Genomic DNA, 22,392 nt, shown 5'->3' with positions numbered 1-22,392 from the left:
TCACACTGCGTCTAACGAGCCGAGCGGCATGCCTGCATCAAATCCCGTCAAGCAGCGGCGCCGCGGCGCCGACCTGGAGCGTGCGATCCTCGAGGACGCCTGGGCGGAACTGGTGGAGCACGGATACCTCGGACTGACCATGGAGGGCGTGGCATCGAGGGCCGGCACCAGCCGGTCGGTACTCGCCCGCCGCTGGGACGGCAAGGCCGCGCTCACGATGTCGGCCATCCGCCACCAGATGGCAAAACATCCGCTCGACATCGCCGAACGTGGCGACCTGCGCGCGGAATTGCTGGACTACCTCGATCGCGCGAGCGAGCGCGCGACGGCCTTGGTCATGGTGATCCATCCCTTCCTGCTGAGCGCGGGCGTGGAGGCCGGGTCTTCGCCGCGGGAGCTGCATCGCGCTCTGCTCGATGGCGAGAAAAGCGTATTGGCCACGGTGCTCGAGCGCGGGGTCGAGCGCGGCGAGATCGATGCCCGCAAGCTCATTGCGCCGGTTGCCACCTTGCTGGGCGACCTGTTCCGCCATCACGTCGTCATGAATCTTTCCGCGCCGCCGCGAGATTTGCGAAAAGCGTGGGTGGACGCGATCTTCCTACCGCTGGTGCGGCCGGCGTAAACCGGGGTGGAATCCCGCGCGCCCTGCGGCTACCCGGCCAGGCGCCGGACCGGCGCATAGGCGGCATCGCCGATACGTCCGAACCCTCGGCTGGCCAGCCAGTAGTGCAAGGCCGACCACGCCTTCACGACGGAAACCGCGATCAGGGACCATTGCAGGGAATCGGTTCCGGCCCGTTCCTCGAGCGCGTCGCTGAGCAGGCCGACGATGAATGTGCCGCTGGCAATGCCGACGCCATTGATGCAGAACAGGGTCACGGCGGAGGCAAAGCTGCGCTCGTTCGAGGCGACGATGGACTGGATCGCCGCGTAGGTGGGGCCGATATAGAAGGCGCTCAGCAATACCGTGACGGCAAAGAGCGCGAGGAACGCAGGATAGTCGTCGGCAAGGAGCGAACCCACCTGGGTGGCCGTGGCAAGGAAGAATACGCCCGCGAGCATCTGCAGCGCATAGCGCGGATGGCGCGCTGAAAGCCAGCTGGAAATGACGCCCCCGGAAAGAATCCCGGCCATCGCCAGCAGCCCGGCAAGGGCGCCGTATGCCGTCCCCGCCTGGGTGGCGGACAGATCGAAGTTGCGCATGACATAGGTCGGCCCCCATCCGTTGAGCGCGCCCGAACTGAAACCGAGCAGGGCGCCCCCCATGATGAGATGGCGAGCGACCGGATTCCCGAACAGGCTGCGGACGCTGCCCTGTGTGTTCGGCGGCCGCCTGGGGAGCGCTTCGCGCAGCGGTTCGCGGACGGTCGCCATGACCAGGACGGCCAACAGCAGGCCCCCGCCGCCGATGGCAAGGAACGCGGCACGCCAGCCATAGCGATCGCCGATATAGCCGCCGCCGGCGAACGCGAACAGCGCGCCGATCCCTATCCCCAGGGAATACAGCGCGATGCCCTTGGGCCGGAACCGATCCGGGAGGCAGCTTGCGATGACCGAGTGGGCGGCCGGCGTGAGCGCCGATTCGCCGATCGCCACGCCGATCCGCGTCAGGCCGAAGCTGGCAAAGCCGCGGGCCAGTGCGGCAGCGGCGGTGAAGGCGCTCCAGACTACGATCGCGCAACTGACGACGACGATGCGATTGCGCCTGTCGGATAGTTTGGCGATCGGGATCGCGAACAGCGCATAGGTCAACGAGAATGCGGGCCCGGTGATCAAGCCGATCTGGGTATCGCTCAGATCCAGATCCTGCTTGATGGATTCCACGAGGATGAAGGCCAGGCGCGCGTCTATGGAAGCGAGGACCTGGCACAACATGAGAGCGAAGACGACGTACCAGGCGTAGGCGCCTGGCGGCGGATCTTGCCGCCGGTCGTCCCCGGTTCCTGGAAGGGCAGTCAAAAGGTGTACGTCAATCCCACGAGCGCGCTGGGCTGCGTCTCGCGCTTGACGAATGGGCTGTCGGCGGCCTTGCCCAGCAGCCGGCTCACGCCGACGGCGCCGGCGACGCTCCAGTGCTTGTTCAGTTGATAGCGCACCGCGACGCGCAGCGAGATGTCCTTGAATCCGGCCGATGGCTGGTAGACCGGGAATCCCGAGCCGGCGGCGCGCGCGGCATCCACGCCGAAGTAGCTGTCCATGTATTTCCCGTTCGCCCAGTTGGTCGAGATGAGTGGCGTGACCTTCAACCGTTCGGTCACTTGGTAAGGATACGCCACACGGGCATTGACCAGGAGGCCGCGCTCGCTTTCCGTCAGCGCTTGCGTGGCCGAAAGCGTGGCCACGGCGCCGCCGACACGCGTCGATACGAAAACGCGGCCGCCCAATGCCGCCGAGAGCTTGCCTATGCCGTCGGGGACATCGCGCCCCCGGTACCCCGGCATCCATGCGACGCTGGCTCCGATCGTGAAGCGAGGCGTTTCCAGGAGATTGAGGCCGATACCGTCGCTGGTGCGGGCGAAGAAGCGGCCTTTGCGCACGTCGACCAGCGGAGCCAGCCTTGCGCGGTACTCGTCGGAGCCCTCGAATCGCGGAAGCGCCGCGGCGCCAAGCCCGATTTCGACGTGGTCCTTTTCCTGGGCGGCGGCTTCGTGCCCGAGGGAAAGCGCCATCAAGACGAGGCAGTATCGGGAAGGGATATGCGAACGCCTGCGGGCGGTGAGTGGCGCAGGAAGGGCCATGAAAGCTCCGATGGAGTTAAGATACGTTTGTGTATCTTATTGGGCCAACGGAAGGTCGTCAAGATACGTTTTTGTATCTTATGGCGCCGCATAGGCATTCCATGGGCGTTCAGGTGCAAGCCCGCCCCGCAGCCGAACCGCGGGCCTCGGCGGACCGCGCCGGCCTGAGCAGCAGCCAGGCCGCCAGCGCGCCCGCCACGGTCAGCGCGGCCAGCACGAGCAGCATGACGCGGAAGGCGCCGGCATAGATGCTCACCAGCAGCGTCTTGCCTCCTTCGCCCAGTTGTGTGGACGCTTGTTCCAGCGCGCCGGCCGCCATGTCGTTGGCGATGGCGGGAATGGACGCCATGGCGCGAGGATCGTGCAGGGCCTGCGCCAGCCCGGACTGCATCAGCGCGAGCAGCAGCGCCGCCGCGGCGGCCAGGGCCACGGCTTCGCCAGCGAGCCGCATGGTGGAAAAGATGCCGGTCGCCATGCCGGCACGCTCCTTGGGCACGACGCTGACCGAGAGGTCGTCCATCAGGCCCCACGGCAAGCCCGTGCCGATGCCGATCAGCAGCATCGGCCAGATGATGGCCATCGATTGCTGCCCCAGCGGTATCGCGGCCAGCCATGCCAGGCCCGCCGCCGCCACCACGAGGCCTGCGGCCGAGAGGGCGCCGGCCCTGGCCCTGGGCGTTGCGACCGTCGTCGCGCCGTTCTTCATCCTGCAGCCGGGGCTGGGCGCTGGCATCGCGGCGTCCAAGACGCCGCGGCCCAATGCGGCGCGCCTGCGCAGCCTCGTGACGCACGCGGTGTTCGGCCTGGGGTTGTACATTTCGGCGTGGCTGGCCACGCCGCTCTTTCGCTCCTGACGAGGACAGGCAGCGATGCGTTCCCGATCGGCGCACTGCCGCCCCGGGGTTCAAGCCCGTTCGGTGACGGCTGCCTGCCACCACTCGTACAGCGGCGGGGCGGGCGAGATCGGATGATGGACGATGCGGATGGACTGCTCGGACAGGGGCAGGGCCATCTCGCGGTAGACGGGCGCCGACGACAATCCATAAGGTTCGGCATCGTCGTTCGAGTAGGCGTACACGACCTCGCGTATGCCGGTCATGTGGATGGCGGCCAGGCACATCGGGCAGGGCTGCCCGCTGGCGTACACCACGCAGCCGTGCAGGCATGGCGAACCCAGCGAGCGACAGGCCGCGCGGATCGCGGAGAGTTCCGCATGGGCGGTGGGATCGGCGCACGAGAGGATCTGGTTGACGCCGGTGCCGATGACCGAACCGTTCCTGACGATGACCGCGCCGAAGGGCCGGCCGCCGCACTCTGCGTTCTTGCGGGCGAGATCGACCGCCATGCGCAGGAAATGCTCGGGCATGTTCATGTTCGTGTCTCCAATGAGGCCGGGGCGGCCTGCTTCAAGCTTACGTCGGGCGATCAATAAGATAAAAGACGGATTTATTATCTTTTCGATAATTACGGCTTATGGGATCGTCCATGCTGCTTCGCCCTATCCACTATTTGCTGGCCGTGGCCGAACATCGCAGCTTCACACGCGCGGCGGCGGCCCTGCATGTGTCGCAGCCGGCGCTGTCGCAGCAGATACGGCAGCTGGAAGACATGCTGGGGGCGCAGTTGTTCGACAGGTCCGGCCGCGCGACGCGGCTCACGGATGCCGGCCAGGTCTACTTCAGCCATGCCCGCAAGGCCCTCCAGGACCTGGAAGAAGGCCGGCGCGCCATCCACGACGTGGGCGACCTCAGCCGAGGGTCCTTGCGCATTGCCATCACGCCCACGTTCGCAGCCTATCTGATCGGCCCCCTCGTGGAGGGCTTCCATGAGCGCTATCCCAATGTCGCATTGACGATTCGCGAAATGCCCCAGGAACGCATCGAAGCCGCGCTGGCGGACGACGAATACGACATCGGCATCGGGTTCGAGGAAGTGCACTCGGCCGACATTTCGTCGCGCGGGCTGCTGGTGGAGACCCTCGCCCTGGTCGTCGGCCGCGGACACCGGCTCGCCGGCCGCAAGACGATCGGCCTGCGGGCCCTGAACGACGAGTCGCTCGTCCTGCTGACCGCCGAGTTCGCGACGCGCGAGCAGATCGATCGCTATTGCCGGCAGAACAATCTTCGTCCGCGCGTCCTGATGGAGGCGAATTCGCTGGGCGCCGTGATCGAGATCGTCCGCCGCACGGCGCTTTCCACGCTGTTGCCCGCGAAGATCGCCAGCGAGCGCGAGGGGCTCGTAGCCATCGCGCTCGCTCCCTCGCGGCTGAAGCGTACGGCCGTTCTCATGCAGCGCCGGGGCGCCTACCAGACGGCCGCGGCGCGGGAATTCGTCCGCCTGGCACTGGCGCGCGGCGCGTCGAGGCCCGTTTCCACGCGCCCATAGAGCGAGCCCTGTGGCGATGAGGATGGCATCGATACTTGCGCGATACACTAAAACGATATATCGTTGAACTGTATCTAAGGAGTGTCTCATGTTCCACCCTCACAGAATCTGGGCCGCATGGCCCGCTTGGATGGCAGGCCGGGGCGGCCACCGTGGCCACGGTCCCTTCGGGGAAGGGCACGGCCGGGGCGGCTTTGGCGACGGCGGCTGGGGTTTTGGCCGCGGCAGCCGCCGCATCTTCGGTCCCGGGGACTTGCGCCTGGTGTTGCTGGCCCTGATTGCCGAGCAGCCCAGTTCGGGCTACGAGCTCATCAAGGAACTGGAGCAGCGCTTCGGCGGCGTCTACGCCCCCAGTCCGGGGTCGGTCTATCCCACGTTGACGCTGCTGGAAGAGCAAGGCCACATCCGCGCCGCCAGCACCGAAGGCGCCAAGCGATCGTTCGAGGTCACCGAGGAAGGCCGCGAGTTCCTGGGGCAGAACCGGGCCACGGTGGATGCCGTGCTGAACCGGATGAACGTCACCGCGCAGTCGCTCTCAGGACGCGCCATGCCGCCGTCCGTGCACCAGGCGATGCATACGCTGCGCGCGGCGGTCGCCTTCCATTCACGCGGCTGGTCCGATGCCGAAACCCAGCGTGTGCTGGACGTGCTCGAAAAGGCCGCCAAGGAGATCAGCGGAGGCTGACATGCCCATTGCAGGTACCGTTGCACCGCCGGCGCTGCCTTCCCTGGCCGGCATGCGCGTCACCAAGGGCCGCCAGGCCGTGCTCGATGCGTTGAAGGAAGCGTCCGACCACCCCACGGCGGAAGACCTGCTGATGCGCGCCCGCAAGGCGGATCCGGCGCTCAGCCTGTCGTCGGTCTACCGGATCCTCAAGGAATTCCTGGATCGCGGCATGGTCCGCCGCCACGTGTTCACGCAGGGCCGCGCGGTATGGGAACTGGCGCAGCGGGAACGGCACGCGCACCTGATCGACGTCCATACGGGCGAGATCATCGAGCTGCCCGAGGCCGGCCTCTTGCGCATGCACGAGGCGGCCGCGCGGGCGCTCGGCTACCGGCTGCGCGATGTCAGGCTGGAACTGTACGGGGAACGTATCGACCGGAACTAGGCACAGCCTACTCCGGCCGTATCCGGTGCTCGCCGGGCCTACTCGCCGGCACGCTCCACGGCTGCGCGCTTGAAGTTCGTCTCGAGGATTTCCAGCGCGTGCAGCAGCGCATCCAGTTCCTTTTCCGACAAGCCCCGCAAGGCCTCGTCGAAGAACGCCGCCCGCCGCGGCATGGCCTCGTCCACCACCTCTTGCCCCGCACGCGTGAGGCTGACGTTGGTCAGGCGGTTGTCCTGGGCATCTACTTGCCGCGCGATCCAACCGAGTTGTTCCAGGGCGTGGAGCAGGCGCGTCAGCGAAGCCGGATCGAGCCGGCAGCGCTCGGCCAGGAGCTTCTGCGAGCAGGTGCCGTTCTCGGACAGCGTCAGCAGGATGCGCCAGCGCGGCAGGGCATGCCCGACGCGGCCGCTGAAGCCGGCCTGCATGGCGCGGTAGGTCTGCCCCAGGCGCTGGATGACCTGCAGGCCCCGCTGTTCGCGGTTCACGGGGTGTCCTCGGAGCTTGCCCGCTTGCCCCGTTCGGGCCGGACGATCTGGATGGCCGGCACGCGGCGCACCAGCCACAGCCCGGCCAAGGCGACGAGCACCGCGAGGATCTGGCCGTTGTGGATGCCCGAGACCAGGGCCTCGCGGACGTGCTCGAGCAGTTCGGTCGCATGGCCGCCATGCTGGGCGAACTGTTCGGCGAGCGTGCGCTGCGCCTGGGGATCCACCAGGACCTGGGGATTATGGAGTTGCGGCAGCCATTGCATCGCATTCTCCGATTGCAGCACCTCGGTCACGCGCCACAGATAGCTGTGCGAGACGATGGTGCCGACGATGGCCGTGCCCAGCATGCCGCCCACCATGCGCGTGGATTGCAGCGTGGCGGTGGCGATGCCCAGGTGGGTGCGGTCGGCGGTGTGCTGGGCGAAGATGGTCAGGTTGGGCATGGTGAAGCCTATGCCTATGCCAGCCAGGAACATGTAGAACGCGAACAAGAGGTGCGGCGTGTCGTGGTGGGTGGTGACGACGCCCAGGCAGGCCACCGCCAGCGTGGCAAAGCCCGCATACAGCATGCGGTTGGGCTTGTCGATGTGGCTGATGATGCGGCCGTTCAGGATGCTGCCCACGGTAATGCAGGCTGCCATGGGCGTGATGAGCAGGCCCGCCTCCTGGGGCGACAGGCCGAAGCCGCCCTGGAGCAGCAGCGGCGCGTAGAACATCAGCGCGAAGATGATGAAGCCCACCAGTGTCGCCAGCACGAACAGCACCGCCAGCGCCGGGTTGCGGAACATGTCGATGGGCAGCAGCGGCTGGGGACAGCGTTGCTCCCAGAAGTACAGCCCGGCGAAGGCGGCCACGCTGCCGGCGCCGAGGAGCAGGACCGTGGTCGAGGCGGTGCCCTTGGGCAGCAGTTCCACCACCATCTGCAGGCAGCCCAGCGCCAACGCGATCAGCAGCGCGCCCGGCCAGTCGAGCTGTATCTTGCCGGCAGTGTGGTGGCGGATGCGCGGCAGAAAGCGCGCGACGAACAGGATTCCCAGCAGCCCGACCGGCAGGTTGACGTAGAACACCGAACGCCAGCCGTACTGTTCGGTCATGACGCCGCCCAGCGAAGGGCCGATGGCGTTGGCGATGCCGAAGGCGGAGCTCACGATGATCTGCCAGCGAAGCCGGACGCGAGGCTCGGGGAACAGGTCGGGAATGCAGGCGAATGCGCAGCCCACCAGCATGCCGCCGCCTATGCCTTGCAGCGCCCGCGCCACGACCAGCCACAGCATGCTCGTGGCCGCGCCGCACAACACCGAGGCCAGCGTGAAGACGAGGATGGCGGCGATCACGAACGGCTTGCGGCCGTAGTAGTCGCCCAGCCGGCCGAAGATGGGCACGGTGATGACCGAAGGCAGCAGATAGGCCGTCGCCACCCATGCGTAGAGATCGAACCCCTGCAGCTCGGCCACGATGGTGGGCAGCGCCGTGCCCACCACGGTCTGGTCGATGGCCACCATCATCATCACGAAGCACATGCCGAGGACGGCCATCAGCGACTGCCGGAAGGGCAGGACCTGGCCTTCGGAATGCTGGGGAAGCGTGGACATGGGGCGAGGGCGCGGAATTATTGATCGATCAATGATTGTAGTGCCTGCCCGCGGGAAGGGCCGGGATCCCCGCTGCGGACGCGCATCCGTTTTTGTTTAACATGGGCCCAAGTTCGTTCCGGCGGGCGGCTGCCGCGCCGTGCCGCCGGCCCTCCGCATTCCGGGGACCACCCATGCCGCTATCCGATTCCGACCTGCAAGACCTGGCCCGCGCCAAGCACCTTCTCGAGCATCCCGGCATCGCCGCCCGCATCGCCGGACTCGCGGGCAAGCCGATCGAGCGCACGCTTGCCGCATTACCCGACAGGGTTTCGTCCATGATCGACGAGGTCACCCGCCGCTCCATCAGCAAGGCGCTGGACGTGGCGGTGCTGACCATGGATCCGGCCAAGCCGGCGGCGGCGTCCGACTGGTGGCACAAGCTGGCCGCCGGCGCCTCGGGCGCCGCGGGCGGCGCGTTCGGCATGGCGGGCCTGGCGGTGGAGTTGCCGATCTCGACCACGATCATGCTGCGCTCCATTGCCGACATTGCCCGCAGCCAGGGCGAAGACCTGAAGCGCCCCGAGGCGCGGCTCGAGTGCCTGCACGTGCTGGCGCTGGGCGGTTCTTCCCGGGCTGACGACGCGACCGATGCCGGCTATTTCGCCTCGCGCGCCGCGCTGGCGCAAGCCATCGCCTCGGCCAGCCAGTACCTCGCGCAGCACGGGACGGTCAAGGGAGGCGCGCCGGTGCTGGTGAAGCTGATTTCCGAGATCGCCTCGCGTTTTTCCATCGCCGTGTCCGAAAAGGCGCTGGCCCAGGCCGTGCCTGTAATCGGCGCCATTGGCGGCGGCGCGATCAACGCCCTGTTCATCGATCATTTCCAGGACATGGGCCGGGGCCACTTCACGGTGCGCCGGCTGGAGCGGGCGCATGGCACGCAAGCCGTGCGGGATGCCTACCAGGCGCTGCCGGGGCGCTAGCGAAGATTGACCGGGACGCGGCGGCCCGTCCGGCCGGCCCATGCCGATTTGTTTCATTTCGCCGGCAGTTTCCCCCGGGACAGCGGGCAGGAACGCCGTCTTGGCAGGGAATCGTATCAGTCTGTTAACGCCGCAGCGGCTCATGCGCGGCACCCTTACGATTGCCGCTATGCCGGCAGGGCGCCGGCCACTTCAGCGAGAACTGCCATGAATGCCTCCACTTCCCTGTCAGACGAACTGATGTCCCGGTTGCAAGGCGAGCCTTTGCAGCAGCTCGCCCAGCAACTGGGCACCGACGCGGCCCAGACCCGGCAAGCCGTCGGCGCCGCGCTGCCCTTGCTGCTGGGGGCGATGGGCAACAATGCGGCCCAGCCGCAGGGAGCGCAAGCGCTGTTCGGCGCCCTGCAGCGGGATCACGCCGGAGGCAATGGCCTGGAGGGCATGCTGGGATCGCTGCTGGGCGGCGGCAACCCGGGCGCGCAAACCGATTCCGACGCCATCCTCGGCCACATCTTCGGCGCCAACCAGCAGCGTGCCGAGACCGGCCTGGGCGAAGCCACCGGCATCGGCGGCGGCAATGCCGCCAATCTGCTGAAGATGCTCGCGCCCATCGTGATGGCCTTCCTGGCGCAGCGCGTGCAGGCCGGCGGGATGAACGCCGACAGCCTGCGCAATACCCTGGGCCAGGAGCGCGATGCCGCGCGCGAGCAGGGAGGGCTGGGCGGTGGGTTGCTGGGATCCCTGCTCGACCAGAACGGCGACGGGCAGGTGGGCCTGGAGGACCTGATCAAGATTGGCGGCACCCTGCTCGGCGGGCGGCGCTAGCCCGCGCAGCCGCGAGCATCCGAGGAAGAGGCATGCACGAACTACCGATACGCCAGCACATCGTCGACCGCGTCATAGCCCGGCGCGGCCGCTATCACTTGCATGACCGGCTCGAGGCAAAGCATACCGCTCTTGTCGTCATCGACATGCAACCCACCTTCGTCGCCCCGGGCAGCCCCGCGGAGGTGCCCGAGTCCCGCTCCATCGTCGGCAACATCAACGCCCTGGCCCGCACCGTGCGGCGCCAAGGCGGCCTGGTGGTGTGGGTCACGCACGCGAACCAGCAGGTCGGGCGGGGATCCGACTGGTCCGCGTTCTACGACTATTTCGTCGCGGCCGACGTCCGTGCCCGCACCATCGCGGCCAACGCCCCGCGCCCGGCCTCGGAGGCACTGTGGCAAGAGATGGAGGCGGCCGAGGGCGACGTGCACCTCGGCAAGAACCGCTACAGCGCCCTTGCCCACGGCTCATCGGGGCTGGAGCGCGTGCTGCGCAGCGCGGGCATCACTCATCTGCTGATCGCCGGGACCAAGACCAACATCTGCTGCGAATCCACCGGCCGCGACGCGATGATGCTGGACTTCTTCCCCATCATGGTGGAGGACTGCCTGGCGGCCTTGTCCGACGAGGAGCACCGGGCTTCGCTGGAAACCTTCGTGCAGAACTTCGGGGATGTCCGGCAGGCGGGGGAAATCGAGGGCCTGTTGAGGTGAAGGGCGCCTAGCCTGGGTCCCGGCGCTGCGGGAACGCCTTTTCGCGCACGCCGACGCACGCCATGATCCACGCTCCGGTCACCGCGAAAGCGGCGATCACGTCGCTCAGGAAATGCACTTGCAGCATCACGCGGCTGTAGCCGACGCTCGCGATCAGGGCTGCGGCGAGCACCGCGATGGCCTTGCGCCATGCGACCGGCGCCATGCCCGCCAGCAAATAGGCCAGCATGCCGTAGACGGCCATTGCGCCGGTGGCGTGGCCGCTGGGAAAACTCCATCCCAGTTCCTGTGCGAAACCATGCAGGTGTTCGGGACGGACCCGCTGGAACGTGCTCTTGAGCAATACGTTGAGCCCGGCCGCTCCCAGCGTGCCGGCCAGCCATAGCTCCGCATCGATCCAGCGCCGGCGCCACAGCAGGGCGGCCAGCACGACGGCCCCGAGGCCCAGCAGGAAGTCGCGGTCGCCCGCCACGGTGAGTATGGCCAGGGCGCGCAGCCACGCGGACGAAGCGCGTTCGGCCAGGGTCTCGGCCAGCACGTTGTCGAAGGCTACGAGGCGCGACTCGGTTACCACGTTGGCCGCGATGATGCCGAATACGGCGATGCCCAGCGCGGCCAGCGCCGTCATGGCGCGCGCGCGGCGGCCTGCCGCCGCGCGCCTGGCATCGAGCAGATAGCCCACCCACAAGCCGAGGGCGCAGGCGCAAGCGAGCCATGCGAGGAAAGCCACGCCCGCATATCTGCCCGCGATCAATTCCAATGCCGTCATCGCGTGATCAAACCATCAATGCCGCGCGAGCGCCAGTCGTTCTTCCGACGTACGCTCGAAGCGGCCATGCCGGGAAAGGAAATCCCACCGTTCCATCACGCAGGAAGGATGCCGATCCGCCTCGGGCCGCCAATGAAGCAGGTTCACCGAATTCGGCAAACCGCTGCGCTGGCGGGTGGATACGGCGGTACCTGCCTGCACGGCCCAGGCGTTGCGCGCTTCCCCGCCATGGGACAGGGCGGCGACATAGGGCAGGTGGATATGCCCGCCCAGTACCAGGTCCGCCCCCGCCCGGGACCATGCGCGGATGGCGTAGTCGCGTCCCCGGGCGAGGTTCTCCTCGTCCCTTTCCTCCATGGCCACGAGCGGATGATGCATCAGGACGATCCTGAGCTGCTCGGGCCGCGCCTGCGCCAGCAGGTTTGCCACGCGTTCCACCTGGTGCCTGGACACCGTGCCCTGCTTGTGCCGGTAGAAGCGCGTGGAATCCACGCCTATGGCCAGCACCGAGCCGGACTCGTGGACCGGTTCCCGGTCCTTGCCGAAGGCCCGCCGGTAGTGGCCATAAGGATCGAACAGCCGCGCGATCACATTGAACAGGGGAATGTCGTGGTTGCCGGGAACGGCGAGTACCGGCGCGCCCAGTCTGTCGACGAAACGGCGGGCACGGGCGAATTGCGCTCGGCGCGCACGTTGCGTGATGTCGCCGCCCAGCAGCACCACCTCGGGCCGGCAGGCCTGCGCAAGGTCGACCAGCGCGTCCACGACCGCTTGCCGCTCGGTACCGAAGTGCGTGTCGCTGATATGCAGGATTGCGGTCATGCCCGGTCGGCCGGATCGATGTGGCGCGGCACCAGCAGCGGCAGCCTGTGCTCGCTGACGCTGAAGGCCAGCGGCGCTTGCATGCGGGAGACTTCGCCATCCATCGCGACCTTGTAGCGGTTCCTGTGGCCGCGCGGCGGCTGGACGACGAGCCGCTGGAAGCCGAAGCTGACCACGTTGTCGGCTTCGCCCAGGCGGCTGAGGGCGCCCAGCAGGATCATCCAGTAGAGCGCCAGCGTGCCGACGGGCTTGGGGCTCATGGCGACCAGCCCGCCTTGCTCGAGGATGCCCGCATCCTCGATGCCCAGTTGTTCCAGCTGCAGGGCATTGTTGCCCACGACCAGGGTGGGGGTGCGCAGGTGATGGGTCTGTCCGTCGCGCACCAGTTCCAGATGCAGCTGGCGCGGCCGGCGCAGCAGGGTGATCAGGCCCGAGACCAGCGCCACGGTGCGGCTCCGGCCGTAGCGCTGCTTGTAGGCCTCGCGGTCCTCCAGCAACTGCGGATAGAGGCCCAGGCTGGCGTTGACCAGGAAGGCCCGCCCGTTGAGCATGCCGACCTGCACCGGCTGGATGCGGGCGTCCAGCAGCGCGGCGGCGGCGCGTTCGGTATCGGCGGGAATGCCGTAGGTACGGCCGAAGTAGTTGAACGTGCCCTGGGGCAGGATGGCAAAGGGCAGTCCCGTGCCGAGCACGACCTGCGTGACCGCGTTGAGCGTACCGTCGCCGCCCGCGGCGACCACGATGCCGCCGTGCTCGCGGGCCTGCTCGACCGCCCACCGGGCCGCCGTGGCGAGTTCGGCCGGGTCGTGCACGGCGCGTATCTCGTAGCGGCGCCCGGCTCGTCCCCATGCCCGGTCGATGGCGGCCTGCTTGTCGGCCGCGCCGTCGCGTCCGGATCCGGCGTTCAGGACGACGAAAAAGGGCTCCGTGCCGGCAGGCCGGGGCGGGCTGGAGGGAAGGAGATTCGCCATGGTCGCACCTTAACCGAACGGCGGCCCCCGCTCAATGCGGCCGCCGCCGGGCTGGTAACAAGAATGCACGCGCCGCGGCGGCGTCATCACGTATGGGCAATGGCCGCATTGTTCCACGCCTATGGCGGGGTGGCCCGCCGCCTCCTACAGTAGCGTGATCGCGCGCATCACGACGCATGACAACAAGGGAGACGGCACATGATCCGAGCGATGTGGCACGGCCTGATGGCGGCCATTCTCCTCACGCCGCCCAGCCTGGCCGCGGGCGATTATCCCGAGCGGCCCGTACGGCTGGTCGTGCCTTTCGTGGCCGGGGGGTCCATCGACCGGGTCGCGCGCCTGCTGGCCGAACGCATCCAGGCGAAGCTGGGCCAGCCGGTTGTCGTCGACAACCGCACCGGAGCGACCGGCAACATCGGCACCCAGGCCGTGGTGGCGGCTCCACCCGACGGCCATACCTTGCTGATGCAGACCTCGGCGCTGGCGATCAGCCCATGGCTGTCCAGACTGCCCTTCGACGTCGAGGCCGACCTCGTGCCGGTGACGCGGATCGCGCGCACGCCTTATGCGCTCGTGGTCAGGAAGTCCTTGCCGGTGGAGTCGTTCGAGGCCTTCGTGGCCTATGCGGCCGCGCATCCCGGCAAGCTGACCTGTTCGAGCTATGGCGTCGGTTCGCCGCCCCACCTGGCGCTGGAGCTGATCAAACAGGCGGCGTCGGTCGAGATCGTTCACGCGCCTTACCGCAGTTTCTCGCAGGCCGTCCCCAGCCTGGTGTCCGGCCAGCTCGATTGCAGCATCGATACGCCAACCAATGTGCAGCCCCAGGTCGAGACCGGTGTCGTGCGCGTGCTGGGCGTGACGGCGGCCGAGCCGTTCTTCCTGTTTCCCTCGGCCACGCCCATGGCGAGCCGTTATCCCGGGACCGAAGTCGAGGGCTTCCAGCTGCTGTTCGCCGCCAAGGGCACGCCGCCGGCAATCGTGGGCAGGGTCCGTGCCGAGTTTGCGCGCGTCCTGCGCGATCCCGAGGTCGAGAAGCAGCTTCGCGCCATGGGTTTCGTGCCGGTGGGCGACGATCCACGGTCGGCCGCGGAGGGGTTCGAGAAGGACTACGCCCGGTTCGGCCGGCTGATCAAGGAGCGCGGCATCCGCGCCGAGTGATCCGTGGCGCCGCGCCTCAATGGACGGTCGCCGTCCATGCCCCGGCCACCCTGGCAACCGCCACGCGCAGGACGGCCAATGGCGAGGCGTCGCCTGCTTCGCCGCGCGGCGGGCCCGCGTCCACCTGCACGGTACGTATCACGCCCTTGTCCGCCGTGGCGATCTGTATCGTTGCCTTCCTGCCTGCCGGCGCCGCGTAGTTGTTGATGCCCACGCTGTAGATGCCGGCCTGCAGGCGGGCAGGATCGCAGCTCGCATGATAGTGTTCCGGGCCGTAGCCCGTGGTGTTGTCCAGGTCGAGGCTGCCGCTGGCGCCGATACGCGCACCGTAGTGGACGTGGGCTCCGCCGGGTTCCACGACGTGCAGGTCGATGTCGCCTTCGCCGTCCCAGGCCAGGGTGGCCGTGAAGTACCCTGGGCTGGCGCGCGGCTCGGGCGAGCGCAGCCCAAGGAGTCCGTCGGCCATCAGGGCGCCGGTGGCGGTGCGGCCGTTGCGATCCGCATCGAGATAGGTCTCGGCCAGCATGTGCCCGGTTACGTCCTCCGTGGACGGCGGGATCCAGAGATTGGGTGGTGGCGGCTCGCCCGGCACCGCGCCGCGCAGCGCGGCGATGACCATGTCGTTGCCCGACAGGAGGTGCGGTCCGCTGGTGCGCGACGAGGCGGGAGCAATGTGCACCGCCGCGGTGGCCGAGGGCGCGGGCGCCGCGCGATAGGCCGTGTTGAGGAAGAAATTGCCTTGCGAGTGTCCCACCAGCAGGACGCTGCGGCCCAGCGCCAGCAAGGCCCGCAAGCGCAGCAGGTGGGCGGCGTAGTCGGCTTCCGTGGGCGGATGGGCAGCGAGCGAGGCGGTGCGCGCGATCAGCCGCGCGTTGCGGGCCTCGGTCAGGGCGGACGCCACTTCATAGGCGCGCGGCAATACCGCGGCTATCTTGCGCCACCACACCTGGCGGCCGTCGATGATTTCCCAGAAGAGCTCCCATCGGCGCCGCAGCGTTTCGTCCAGCTCGGCGGCGCGCTGCTCGAAGACCTCGACCAGGTCCTCGATGCCGTCGCGGGCGCCGCGCTGCAGCCCGCTGGCGTTGTAGAACACCTCGGCGCCAATCGAGAGTCCGGCGTGGCCGGGCCGCGTCCGCAGCGCCTCGTCCAGGGCGGCGAGCAAGGCCTGCGCGCCGCTCGCGGCCGCATCGGGGGTATTCCAGACCCCGTTGAAGAAGGCAAGCGTGTGAGTATGGGCAGGGCAAAGTCCGGAGGCCGACGCGCCCGGCGCCAGCGCGCTCGCCGCGGCCAGCAGCGCCGCCCGCGCCCAACGGGACGGCACGCTAGTCATCGCATCCGTTTCCCGCGGGCAGAGACATCACCGTGCCGTCGAGCGCCGCCGAGTACGCGAGATAAGCGACGACCCGGGCCTTGGTATTGGCCGACATCTTGCGCATCTCGGCAACCGCGCGCGTGCCTTCCGTGCCGGAGCCGCTGCGCGCCATGACGCAGGCGACCGCCCGCGTGTTGCGGTGCGCCGCTTCCTGCGCCGCCGCGGGATCGCCGCCAGCCAGCACGGCGGCACGGAATGACCGGGCAAGCTGCGCGAGCGCCGCTTGCCGGGCCGGATCCCCGCCGTGCCGCGCGATCCAGGCGTCGATGTCGTCGCGCACGCCGTTGCCGTCGGCATCGGGCCCGCCGAGATCGTCGGAGCGGTCCAGGACGGGGAGCTGGCCCTGGCGTTCGAGATCTTCGACGGACCGGGCCTCGGGCGAGGCTTGATCTTCGCCGCCGCAGGCGGCGAGCAGGAGGGTGGCGAGGATCAGTGTCCCCAGGTGGCGGCGCATCGTGGCGATCCTGAAAAGCACCCCCCACCGGATGGCGGAGGCACCCCGGCCGGAGCGGCTCGCGGGCGAGGCTTCATTAGGCCCGGGAACGAATCCGGCCGGCGCGCCGTTGGGATGGTTTTGTCGTTGGGGATCGTGCGTAGGCAACCGGAGCCGGACTGCCGTTTTGCCAAGATGCGGCAATCGCGCCAAACTTGCGTCGGGTTTTTCGTTTCCAGGCATGCCAGAACATGAAGAAATCGCATCGCACCTGGGTGGCCGTATTGGGGGCATGGCTCGGACCGGCAACCGCGGCATGCGCCCAGACGTCCCTGTCGCTCTATGGCGTTATCGACGCCGGCATCTACAAGCTGGCGCGCGGGGCGGCCTCCATCGGCAACATCCAGCGCAGCTACTGGGGGATCAAGGGTTCGGAGGACCTGGGCAACGGCTACGCCGCGGTCTTCCATCTCCAGTCGCGTTTCGAGATCGACACCGGCCGCCTCGAAGCCAGCGGCGGCGAACCCTTGTTCTACGGCGAGTCCACGGTAGGCGTGAAGGGCCCCTTCGGCCAGTTGCGGCTGGGGCGCGCGATGACACCGATGTGGGCCCTCGATTGGCAATTCGACCCCTGGCACAACTTCGACCGCGTCGCATCCATTGCCTGGCAGATCTACCACCCATCGTATCGGACCGATCCCTATCGCAATGGGCCGGTCGGGGACTACAACCGTGCCAACAACGGGGTGTTCTACGATTCCCCGGCCGTCGCCGGCTGGTCGGTTCACCTCTCGGCCAACGGCGAGGGCAGCAAGGTGCCCGATGCCAACGGCACGATCGAAAACAGGCGAGGCCTGGCGGCCGGCCTCAACTACGATCGTGGCGGTACGACTTTCCTCCTCTCCGCCGAGCGCAACAGCGTGAACGACAAGACCTATTTCGTCGGCCTTGCATACGGCGCGGGAAACACCCGGATCATGGCGTCGGCCAACCTGACCAGCCTGACCGCCGCCAGCCAGGCTTTCCTGGGCGAGCCCCGCGGGCGCCGCACCAGCGCCATGCTGGCAGCGACCCACCGCATCGGCGCCGCGACGCTCAAGCTCGGCATCGGCCGCGATTTCCAGGGCTACGGCCGCAGCGGCGCGACGAATTACGTCAGCGCCGGCGTATCGTATGCGCTGTCCAAGCGCACACAGGTCTACGTCGGACTGGGGCATGGCCGTCCGGCCAACGAGGGCAGCCGGACCAATGCCGGACTGGGCGTGAATCACAGTTTCTGAGGACGGCGTTGTCGCGAGGCGTTACAGACGCCCCGATGCCGCGCCCCTACCATGGCTTCAACGACAAGGAGTTCTCATGGCTGGAAGCAGCTTCTTCGCGTTGCTCGACGACATCGCCTCCGTGCTGGACGACGTCTCGTTGATGACCAAGGTTGCCGCCAAGAAGACGGCGGGCGTGCTCGGCGACGACCTGGCCCTGAATGCGCAGCAGGTGACCGGCGTGTCCGTCAACCGCGAATTGCCGGTGGTATGGGCCGTGGCCAAGGGATCGCTGCGCAACAAGGCGATTCTCGTGCCGGCGGCGCTGATCATCAGCGCATTTGCGCCCTGGGCCATCACGCCGCTGCTGATGGTGGGCGGCGCATTCCTGTGTTTCGAAGGGGCCGAGAAGCTGGCGGCGAAGTTCCTGCCGGGGCACGACAAGGAGACTCACCATGGCGAACGGCGCAAGGCGCTGGAGGACCCGAACGTGGACATGGTGGCCTTCGAGCGCGACAAGATCAAGGGTGCCGTGCGGACCGATTTCATCCTGTCCGCCGAAATCGTCGCGATCACGCTGGGCACGGTGGCCGACGCCCGCTTCGGCATGCAGGTGGCGGTGCTGGCGGGCATCGCCCTGTTGATGACGGTCGGCGTCTATGGCCTCGTCGCGGGCATCGTGAAGCTGGACGATGCCGGTACCTATCTGGGCGCCAGCCGCTCGAGGCTGGCGCGGATGGTGGGCCGCGGCATCGTCGGCGCCGCGCCATTCCTGATGCGAAGCCTGTCCGTCATCGGCACGGTGGCGATGTTCGCCGTGGGCGGTTCCATCCTGACCCATGGGCTCGGGCCCGTGCACGAGGGTATCGAGCACCTGGCGCACTTGGCGGCCGACCTGCCGGCCGTGGGGGGCATTGCGGCAGCGGTCTTGCCGCTGCTGCTCAATATCGCGTTCGGCGTGGTGGCCGGGGCCGTGATCGTGCTCGTCGTCGAGCTTGCGCGCAAGCTGCTGCGCAAATAGCCGGGCTAGGGAGTGGTCGCCGGCGGCTCATCGCCGCCCTCCACCCGGAAGCGCAGCGTGCCTATCATCTGCCCGGCGTCCGTCACCACCTTGACCTGCCAGCGACCGCGTGGGTCGGGCGGGAAGTTCTGCTTGTGGGTCCATGCGCGGTAGCCTTCCTTGCGGCCGCCCTGGATGTCGAGCGCGATGCGGTCCACTTCGCGGCCGTCGTGCATCCATACGTGATAGATGTGTTCCTTGAGCCCGAGCGGCGCGTTGATCGCCGTGTAGGCATAGATGCCGTTGGCGCGCATCTGCGCGGGCCGTACCGTACGCAGGCTTTTCCCCGCCTCCATGTTGCGGCTGTCCAGCTCGGTGGCGATGGCGACCTCCGTCAGCCAGAGCGTGGCGGGCGGCACCCACAGGCGAGCGAGCCATCCCACCGCGCCCAGCGCCAGCATCAAGCCGACCACGGCCCACTTGCGCCAGCGCGCCTCGACCGAGATCAGGTTCGAAAGCGTGGGAAAGGACAGCACGACCGCCACGCCCAGCGCCAGCTTGTAGCTGTTGCCCGTGGGCACGCGCAGGATCAGCGGCAGCGCCGTCAACAATACGGCGAACAGGGTGAAGGTGTGATAGGTGAGGAAGACCCAGCGGCGGGCCGCCAGCCATTTGAAATAGAGCGGATCGACCAGAGCGACCAGCGCCGCCGCGCCGAGCAGGCCGGTGAACAGCGCCTGGCCGCTGTTCCAGGTGGTCGCGGTATAGAGGAAAGGCAGGACGAAGAACAGTCCTTCCTGGTGGATCATCTGCGTGGCATAGCGCAGCACCGGCGTCGGGATGGTCCAGCCGAAGCGCTGCGCGATGCGCTGGCGCAGGGTTTGCTCGACCATCAGCCAGGCCCAGCTGATCAGCATGATCACCGCGATGCCGCGGGCGAAAGCCTCGTGGCGCTCGACGGTAAAGAAGCTGACTACGCCGGACACGAAACCGAAGGCCGCGATGGTGCCCGGATAGCGTTGGGCCAGCGCGAAGAGGCGAAGCAGAAGGGTTTTCCAGGTAGGCACGATGCGCCGGCCAGGCATGCAAGAAAGGGGGAGGCATCGCTCCAGTCCGGGCGTTTCCTCTCGCTGGCCGGTGCATGAATGTTAGCACCGGCGCGGGGCGCGGATCTGCGGGAGAGCAGGCACGGAACTTGTTGAGCGCAACTTTCCGCCCAGCCAGCGCCAAGGAGATCCCCATGCATCGTCCCGCCCGACACGGACTCTTGATCGCCACCGGCATCGTCATCGCCGTGCTGGGCATTGCCCTGGCGGCGGGCGGCGCATGGCTGATCGCGCTTCGCGGTTCCTGGTACTACCTCATCGCCGGGCTCGCCATGCTCGCATGCGGCGTGCAACTGGCGCGAGGCCGCGTCTCGTCGCTATGGATCTACGCCGCGCTGGTCCTGGGAACGCTGGCCTGGGCCTTGTGGGAAGCCGGGCTCGACTGGTGGCCGCTGGCCGCGCGCGGGGACGTGCTCTTCGTCCTGGGCCTGTTCCTGCTGACGCCCTGGATACGGCGCCGCCTCGATCCGCCGAACCCGGATGCCGGCGCGCTGCTGTCGCCTTCGGCGCCGGTGCGTCAAGGGCGTGTTGCGCTGGCCGCCGCGCTGGGGTTGTTCCTGGCGGCGGGCGTGGCGTCTTGGTTCGTCGATCTCCACAAGATAGAAGGCGCCTTCGCCGATGAGGCGCCGGCACCCGTATCCGGCGGCGCCGTGGCCAAGGAAGAATGGACCGCCTATGGCGGCACCGGATATGGGCAGCGCTATTCGGCACTGACGCAGATCACGCCGGAAAACGTCGATCGCCTGGAGCAGGCTTGGGTCTACCGGACCGGCGACGTGCGCGGACGTGAAGGCGACCCGGAAGAGACCACCTTCCAGGTGACGCCGCTCAAGATCGGCAACCGGCTGTTCCTGTGCACGCCGCACCAATCCGTCATCGCGCTGGATGCGACTTCGGGCAAGGAGTTGTGGCGCTACGACCCGCACGTGCAGGACAGGCTGGCCCTGCAGCACCTCACGTGCAGGGGGCTGTCCTATTACCCGGGCGACGGCCTGGCTGCCGGTTCCGCCGCGAGCGCCGGCGTTGCCACGGGCATGGAAGGTGGCGGCGCCGCTCCGGCCGCCGGAGGCGACGGCCCCCTGGGCGCCGGCCCATCGTCCGCGCCTTTTGCCGGCCCGGGCCAGCCGGTGGCGGCCAAGGACGGCAAGACCTCGCCGGAGTGCCCGACCAAACTGTTCATGCCTACGGCGGACGGGCGCATCATCGCGCTCAATCCCGAAGACGGCGGCGTGTGCGCCGATTTCGGCGGCGGCACCGGCCAGATCAATCTCTGGCGCAACATGCCCAACGTCAAGCCAGGGTCCTATTACTCGACCTCGCCGGTCGTCGTGGCCCGGGGCCTGATCATCGTCGGGGGCACGGTGCTCGACAACGTGTCGGTGAACGAAGCCTCGGGCGTCATCCGCGCCTTCGACATCCGCACCGGCCGCCTGGTATGGAACTGGGACTCGGGCAACCCCGAGGACACCGCTCCCATCGCGGAGGGCCGGACCTATACGGCCAATTCGCCCAACAGCTGGTCGATATCGAGCGTGGACGAGTCGCTCGGCATGATCTACGTTCCGCTGGGCAACCAGCCGCCGGACCAATGGGGCGGGAATCGCAGCGAAGGCGCGGAACGATATTCGTCCTCGGTGGTGGCGCTCGATCTGGCCACGGGCAAGGTGCGATGGTCGTTCCAGACCGTCCACCACGACCTCTGGGACTACGACGTCCCCGCGCAGCCCAGCTTGGTCGACCTGACCATGGGCGGTGCGACCGTCCCTGTCCTGGTGCAGCCCACCAAGCAGGGCGAGGTCTACGTGCTGGATCGCCGCACGGGCCGCCCGGTGCTGCCCGTGTCGGAGAAGCCGGCTCCGCAGGGCGCGGCGCGCGGCGACCGCACCGCGGCCACCCAGCCAGTCTCGGCGCTGTCTTACGATCCGCCGCCGCTGACCGGGGCCGACATGTGGGGCGCCACCATGTTCGACCAGCTGGCCTGCCGCATCATGTTCCACCGGCTGCGCTACGAAGGCCGGTACACGCCGCCCTCCACCCAGGGATCGCTGATCTACCCCGGCAACTTCGGCGTATTCAACTGGGGCGGCATCGCCGTCGACCCGCAGCGCCAGGTCGCGTTCACCACGCCCACCTATCTGGCGTTCGTCTCGCAACTGGTGCCGCGCAAGGACGACACGACGCTCTACGTGCAGGGCGGGGAGCGCCCCAACGACAGCCTGCCTTCGCTCAACGAAAACTTCGGCGCCCCTTTCGCGGTCAAGTTGAGCGCCTTTACCTCGCTGCTCGGACTGCCGTGCCAGGCGCCTCCCTGGGGCTACGTGGCCGGCGCCGACCTGCGCACCGGCCAGGTCGTCTGGAAACACAAGAACGGCACGGTGCGCGACAGTTCGCCCCTGCCTCTGCCCTTCCGGATGGGCGTGCCCAACCTTGGCGGGCCTGTCATGACGGCCGGTGGCGTGGCTTTCCTGTCGGGCACACTGGACTACTATGTGCGCGCCTATGACGTCCGCAACGGCAGGCAATTGTGGAAGAGCCGGCTGCCGGCGGGCGGCCAGGCCACGCCCATGACCTACGCCGGCGCGGACGGGCGGCAGTACGTGCTCGTGGTGGCGGGCGGCCACGGTTCGCTCGGCACGAAGGCGGGCGACTACGTCATCGCGTATGCGCTGCCCGGACAGGGAAGCTGA

23 protein-coding genes and 1 pseudogene are annotated in these 22,392 nt (G+C 68.2%); 12 read left to right on the top strand and 12 right to left on the bottom strand.

What is annotated here, in order from left to right; all coding sequences use genetic code 11:
• Positions 1–28 precede the first annotated feature (28 nt).
• Entirely contained in the window at positions 29–622 is a 594-nt protein-coding gene (locus CDO44_RS00415; protein WP_087778163.1) for a TetR/AcrR family transcriptional regulator, read from the top strand.
• A gap of 29 nt (positions 623–651) precedes the next feature.
• On the opposite strand, the gene CDO44_RS00410 is transcribed toward CDO44_RS00415, so the two are convergent.
• From CDO44_RS00410 to CDO44_RS27935, 3 genes are all read right to left on the bottom strand, one after another.
• Positions 652–1,959 (bottom strand): MFS transporter, encoded by a 1,308-nt coding sequence (locus CDO44_RS00410; RefSeq protein ID WP_144389442.1) that lies wholly within the window; start codon positions 1,957–1,959, stop codon positions 652–654.
• Positions 1,956–2,669 (bottom strand): MipA/OmpV family protein, encoded by a 714-nt coding sequence (locus tag CDO44_RS00405; protein WP_233146001.1) that lies wholly within the window; start codon positions 2,667–2,669, stop codon positions 1,956–1,958. Before CDO44_RS00405 ends, CDO44_RS00410 begins: the two co-directional genes overlap by 4 nt.
• Before the next feature lie 178 nt (positions 2,670–2,847).
• Entirely contained in the window at positions 2,848–3,318 is a 471-nt protein-coding gene (locus CDO44_RS27935; protein ID WP_369824465.1) for a hypothetical protein, read from the bottom strand.
• A 79-nt stretch (positions 3,319–3,397) separates the two neighbouring features.
• Here CDO44_RS27935 and CDO44_RS27930 point away from each other — a divergent pair.
• A pseudogene (locus CDO44_RS27930) lies at positions 3,398–3,592 on the top strand (DUF2938 family protein); the annotation flags it as partial.
• A 50-nt stretch (positions 3,593–3,642) separates the two neighbouring features.
• On the opposite strand, the gene CDO44_RS00390 reads toward CDO44_RS27930, so the two are convergent.
• Positions 3,643–4,110 carry a nucleoside deaminase gene (locus CDO44_RS00390; RefSeq protein ID WP_087778159.1) on the bottom strand — a complete coding sequence of 156 codons (468 nt, stop codon included), beginning with the start codon at positions 4,108–4,110 and terminating at the stop codon, positions 3,643–3,645.
• Between the two features lie 113 nt (positions 4,111–4,223).
• Here CDO44_RS00390 and cynR point away from each other — a divergent pair, with 113 nt between their 5' ends.
• The 3 genes from cynR (at position 4,224) to CDO44_RS00375 (ending at position 6,235) form a co-directional block, all read left to right on the top strand.
• A complete protein-coding gene (gene cynR / locus CDO44_RS00385) occupies positions 4,224–5,123 on the top strand; it encodes a transcriptional regulator CynR (RefSeq protein WP_087778405.1) in 900 nt (299 codons plus the stop codon).
• Between the two features lie 88 nt (positions 5,124–5,211).
• The gene (locus CDO44_RS00380; RefSeq protein ID WP_087778158.1) at positions 5,212–5,808 is read left to right on the top strand and encodes a PadR family transcriptional regulator; all 597 of its coding nucleotides are present in this window, start codon (positions 5,212–5,214) and stop codon (positions 5,806–5,808) included.
• A gap of 1 nt (position 5,809) precedes the next feature.
• Positions 5,810–6,235 carry a Fur family transcriptional regulator gene (locus CDO44_RS00375; RefSeq protein ID WP_158213172.1) on the top strand — a complete coding sequence of 142 codons (426 nt, stop codon included), beginning with the start codon at positions 5,810–5,812 and terminating at the stop codon, positions 6,233–6,235.
• A gap of 38 nt (positions 6,236–6,273) precedes the next feature.
• On the opposite strand, the gene CDO44_RS00370 is transcribed toward CDO44_RS00375, so the two are convergent.
• Together CDO44_RS00370 and CDO44_RS00365 are read right to left on the bottom strand one after the other, a co-directional pair.
• Entirely contained in the window at positions 6,274–6,720 is a 447-nt protein-coding gene (locus tag CDO44_RS00370) for a MarR family winged helix-turn-helix transcriptional regulator (protein WP_087778156.1), read from the bottom strand.
• Positions 6,717–8,315 carry an MDR family MFS transporter gene (locus CDO44_RS00365; protein WP_087778155.1) on the bottom strand — a complete coding sequence of 533 codons (1,599 nt, stop codon included), beginning with the start codon at positions 8,313–8,315 and terminating at the stop codon, positions 6,717–6,719. Before CDO44_RS00365 ends, CDO44_RS00370 begins: the two co-directional genes overlap by 4 nt.
• Before the next feature lie 173 nt (positions 8,316–8,488).
• On the opposite strand from CDO44_RS00365, the gene CDO44_RS00360 reads away from it, so the two are divergent.
• From CDO44_RS00360 to CDO44_RS00350, 3 genes are all read left to right on the top strand, one after another.
• Positions 8,489–9,277 carry an EcsC family protein gene (locus tag CDO44_RS00360; protein ID WP_087778154.1) on the top strand — a complete coding sequence of 263 codons (789 nt, stop codon included), beginning with the start codon at positions 8,489–8,491 and terminating at the stop codon, positions 9,275–9,277.
• Positions 9,278–9,484: 207 nt separating this feature from the next.
• Positions 9,485–10,102 carry a DUF937 domain-containing protein gene (locus tag CDO44_RS00355; RefSeq protein ID WP_087778153.1) on the top strand — a complete coding sequence of 206 codons (618 nt, stop codon included), beginning with the start codon at positions 9,485–9,487 and terminating at the stop codon, positions 10,100–10,102.
• Between the two features lie 32 nt (positions 10,103–10,134).
• Positions 10,135–10,815: an isochorismatase family protein gene (locus CDO44_RS00350; RefSeq protein ID WP_087778152.1), complete on the top strand. Its 681-nt coding sequence runs from the start codon at positions 10,135–10,137 to the stop codon at positions 10,813–10,815.
• Positions 10,816–10,822: 7 nt separating this feature from the next.
• Here the strand turns inward: CDO44_RS00350 and CDO44_RS00345 are convergent, their stop codons facing one another.
• From CDO44_RS00345 to CDO44_RS00335, 3 genes are read right to left on the bottom strand one after another with little or no spacing between them, the layout of a single operon-like run.
• Positions 10,823–11,584 carry a phosphatase PAP2 family protein gene (locus CDO44_RS00345; RefSeq protein WP_087778151.1) on the bottom strand — a complete coding sequence of 254 codons (762 nt, stop codon included), beginning with the start codon at positions 11,582–11,584 and terminating at the stop codon, positions 10,823–10,825.
• A gap of 15 nt (positions 11,585–11,599) precedes the next feature.
• On the bottom strand, positions 11,600–12,406 hold the full coding sequence (locus tag CDO44_RS00340) for a metallophosphoesterase (RefSeq protein ID WP_087778150.1): 807 nt from the start codon (positions 12,404–12,406) through the stop codon (positions 11,600–11,602).
• On the bottom strand, positions 12,403–13,377 hold the full coding sequence (locus tag CDO44_RS00335; protein WP_087778149.1) for a diacylglycerol kinase family protein: 975 nt from the start codon (positions 13,375–13,377) through the stop codon (positions 12,403–12,405). The genes CDO44_RS00340 and CDO44_RS00335 overlap by 4 nt, the downstream gene beginning before the upstream one ends.
• A 198-nt stretch (positions 13,378–13,575) precedes the next feature.
• Between CDO44_RS00335 and CDO44_RS00330 the strand changes: the two genes are divergently transcribed.
• Entirely contained in the window at positions 13,576–14,535 is a 960-nt protein-coding gene (locus CDO44_RS00330) for a tripartite tricarboxylate transporter substrate binding protein (protein ID WP_087778148.1), read from the top strand.
• Between the two features lie 16 nt (positions 14,536–14,551).
• Here CDO44_RS00330 and CDO44_RS00325 read toward each other — a convergent pair whose 3' ends face one another.
• Both CDO44_RS00325 and CDO44_RS00320 read right to left on the bottom strand, forming a co-directional pair.
• Positions 14,552–15,865, bottom strand: coding sequence for a YfaP family protein (locus tag CDO44_RS00325; protein ID WP_144389440.1), 1,314 nt, complete (start codon positions 15,863–15,865; stop codon positions 14,552–14,554).
• Entirely contained in the window at positions 15,858–16,361 is a 504-nt protein-coding gene (locus CDO44_RS00320) for a hypothetical protein (RefSeq protein ID WP_087778146.1), read from the bottom strand. The genes CDO44_RS00325 and CDO44_RS00320 overlap by 8 nt, the downstream gene beginning before the upstream one ends.
• 230 nt (positions 16,362–16,591) lie before the next feature.
• Here CDO44_RS00320 and CDO44_RS00315 point away from each other — a divergent pair, with 230 nt between their 5' ends.
• On the top strand, positions 16,592–17,620 hold the full coding sequence (locus CDO44_RS00315; RefSeq protein ID WP_087778145.1) for a porin: 1,029 nt from the start codon (positions 16,592–16,594) through the stop codon (positions 17,618–17,620).
• 76 nt (positions 17,621–17,696) lie between these two features.
• Positions 17,697–18,620: a DUF808 domain-containing protein gene (locus CDO44_RS00310; protein ID WP_087778144.1), complete on the top strand. Its 924-nt coding sequence runs from the start codon at positions 17,697–17,699 to the stop codon at positions 18,618–18,620.
• A gap of 5 nt (positions 18,621–18,625) precedes the next feature.
• Here CDO44_RS00310 and CDO44_RS00305 read toward each other — a convergent pair whose 3' ends face one another.
• Positions 18,626–19,666, bottom strand: coding sequence for a DUF5924 family protein (locus tag CDO44_RS00305; protein ID WP_198951255.1), 1,041 nt, complete (start codon positions 19,664–19,666; stop codon positions 18,626–18,628).
• 173 nt (positions 19,667–19,839) lie between these two features.
• Here CDO44_RS00305 and CDO44_RS00300 point away from each other — a divergent pair, with 173 nt between their 5' ends.
• Positions 19,840–22,392 (top strand): glucose/quinate/shikimate family membrane-bound PQQ-dependent dehydrogenase, encoded by a 2,553-nt coding sequence (locus CDO44_RS00300; protein WP_087778142.1) that lies wholly within the window; start codon positions 19,840–19,842, stop codon positions 22,390–22,392.

The sequence above is a fragment of the Pigmentiphaga sp. NML080357 genome (genome assembly GCF_002188465.1).
Classification (GTDB): Bacteria; Pseudomonadota; Gammaproteobacteria; order Burkholderiales; family Burkholderiaceae_B; genus Pigmentiphaga.
This window is presented reverse-complemented; position numbering and strand designations above follow the sequence as displayed.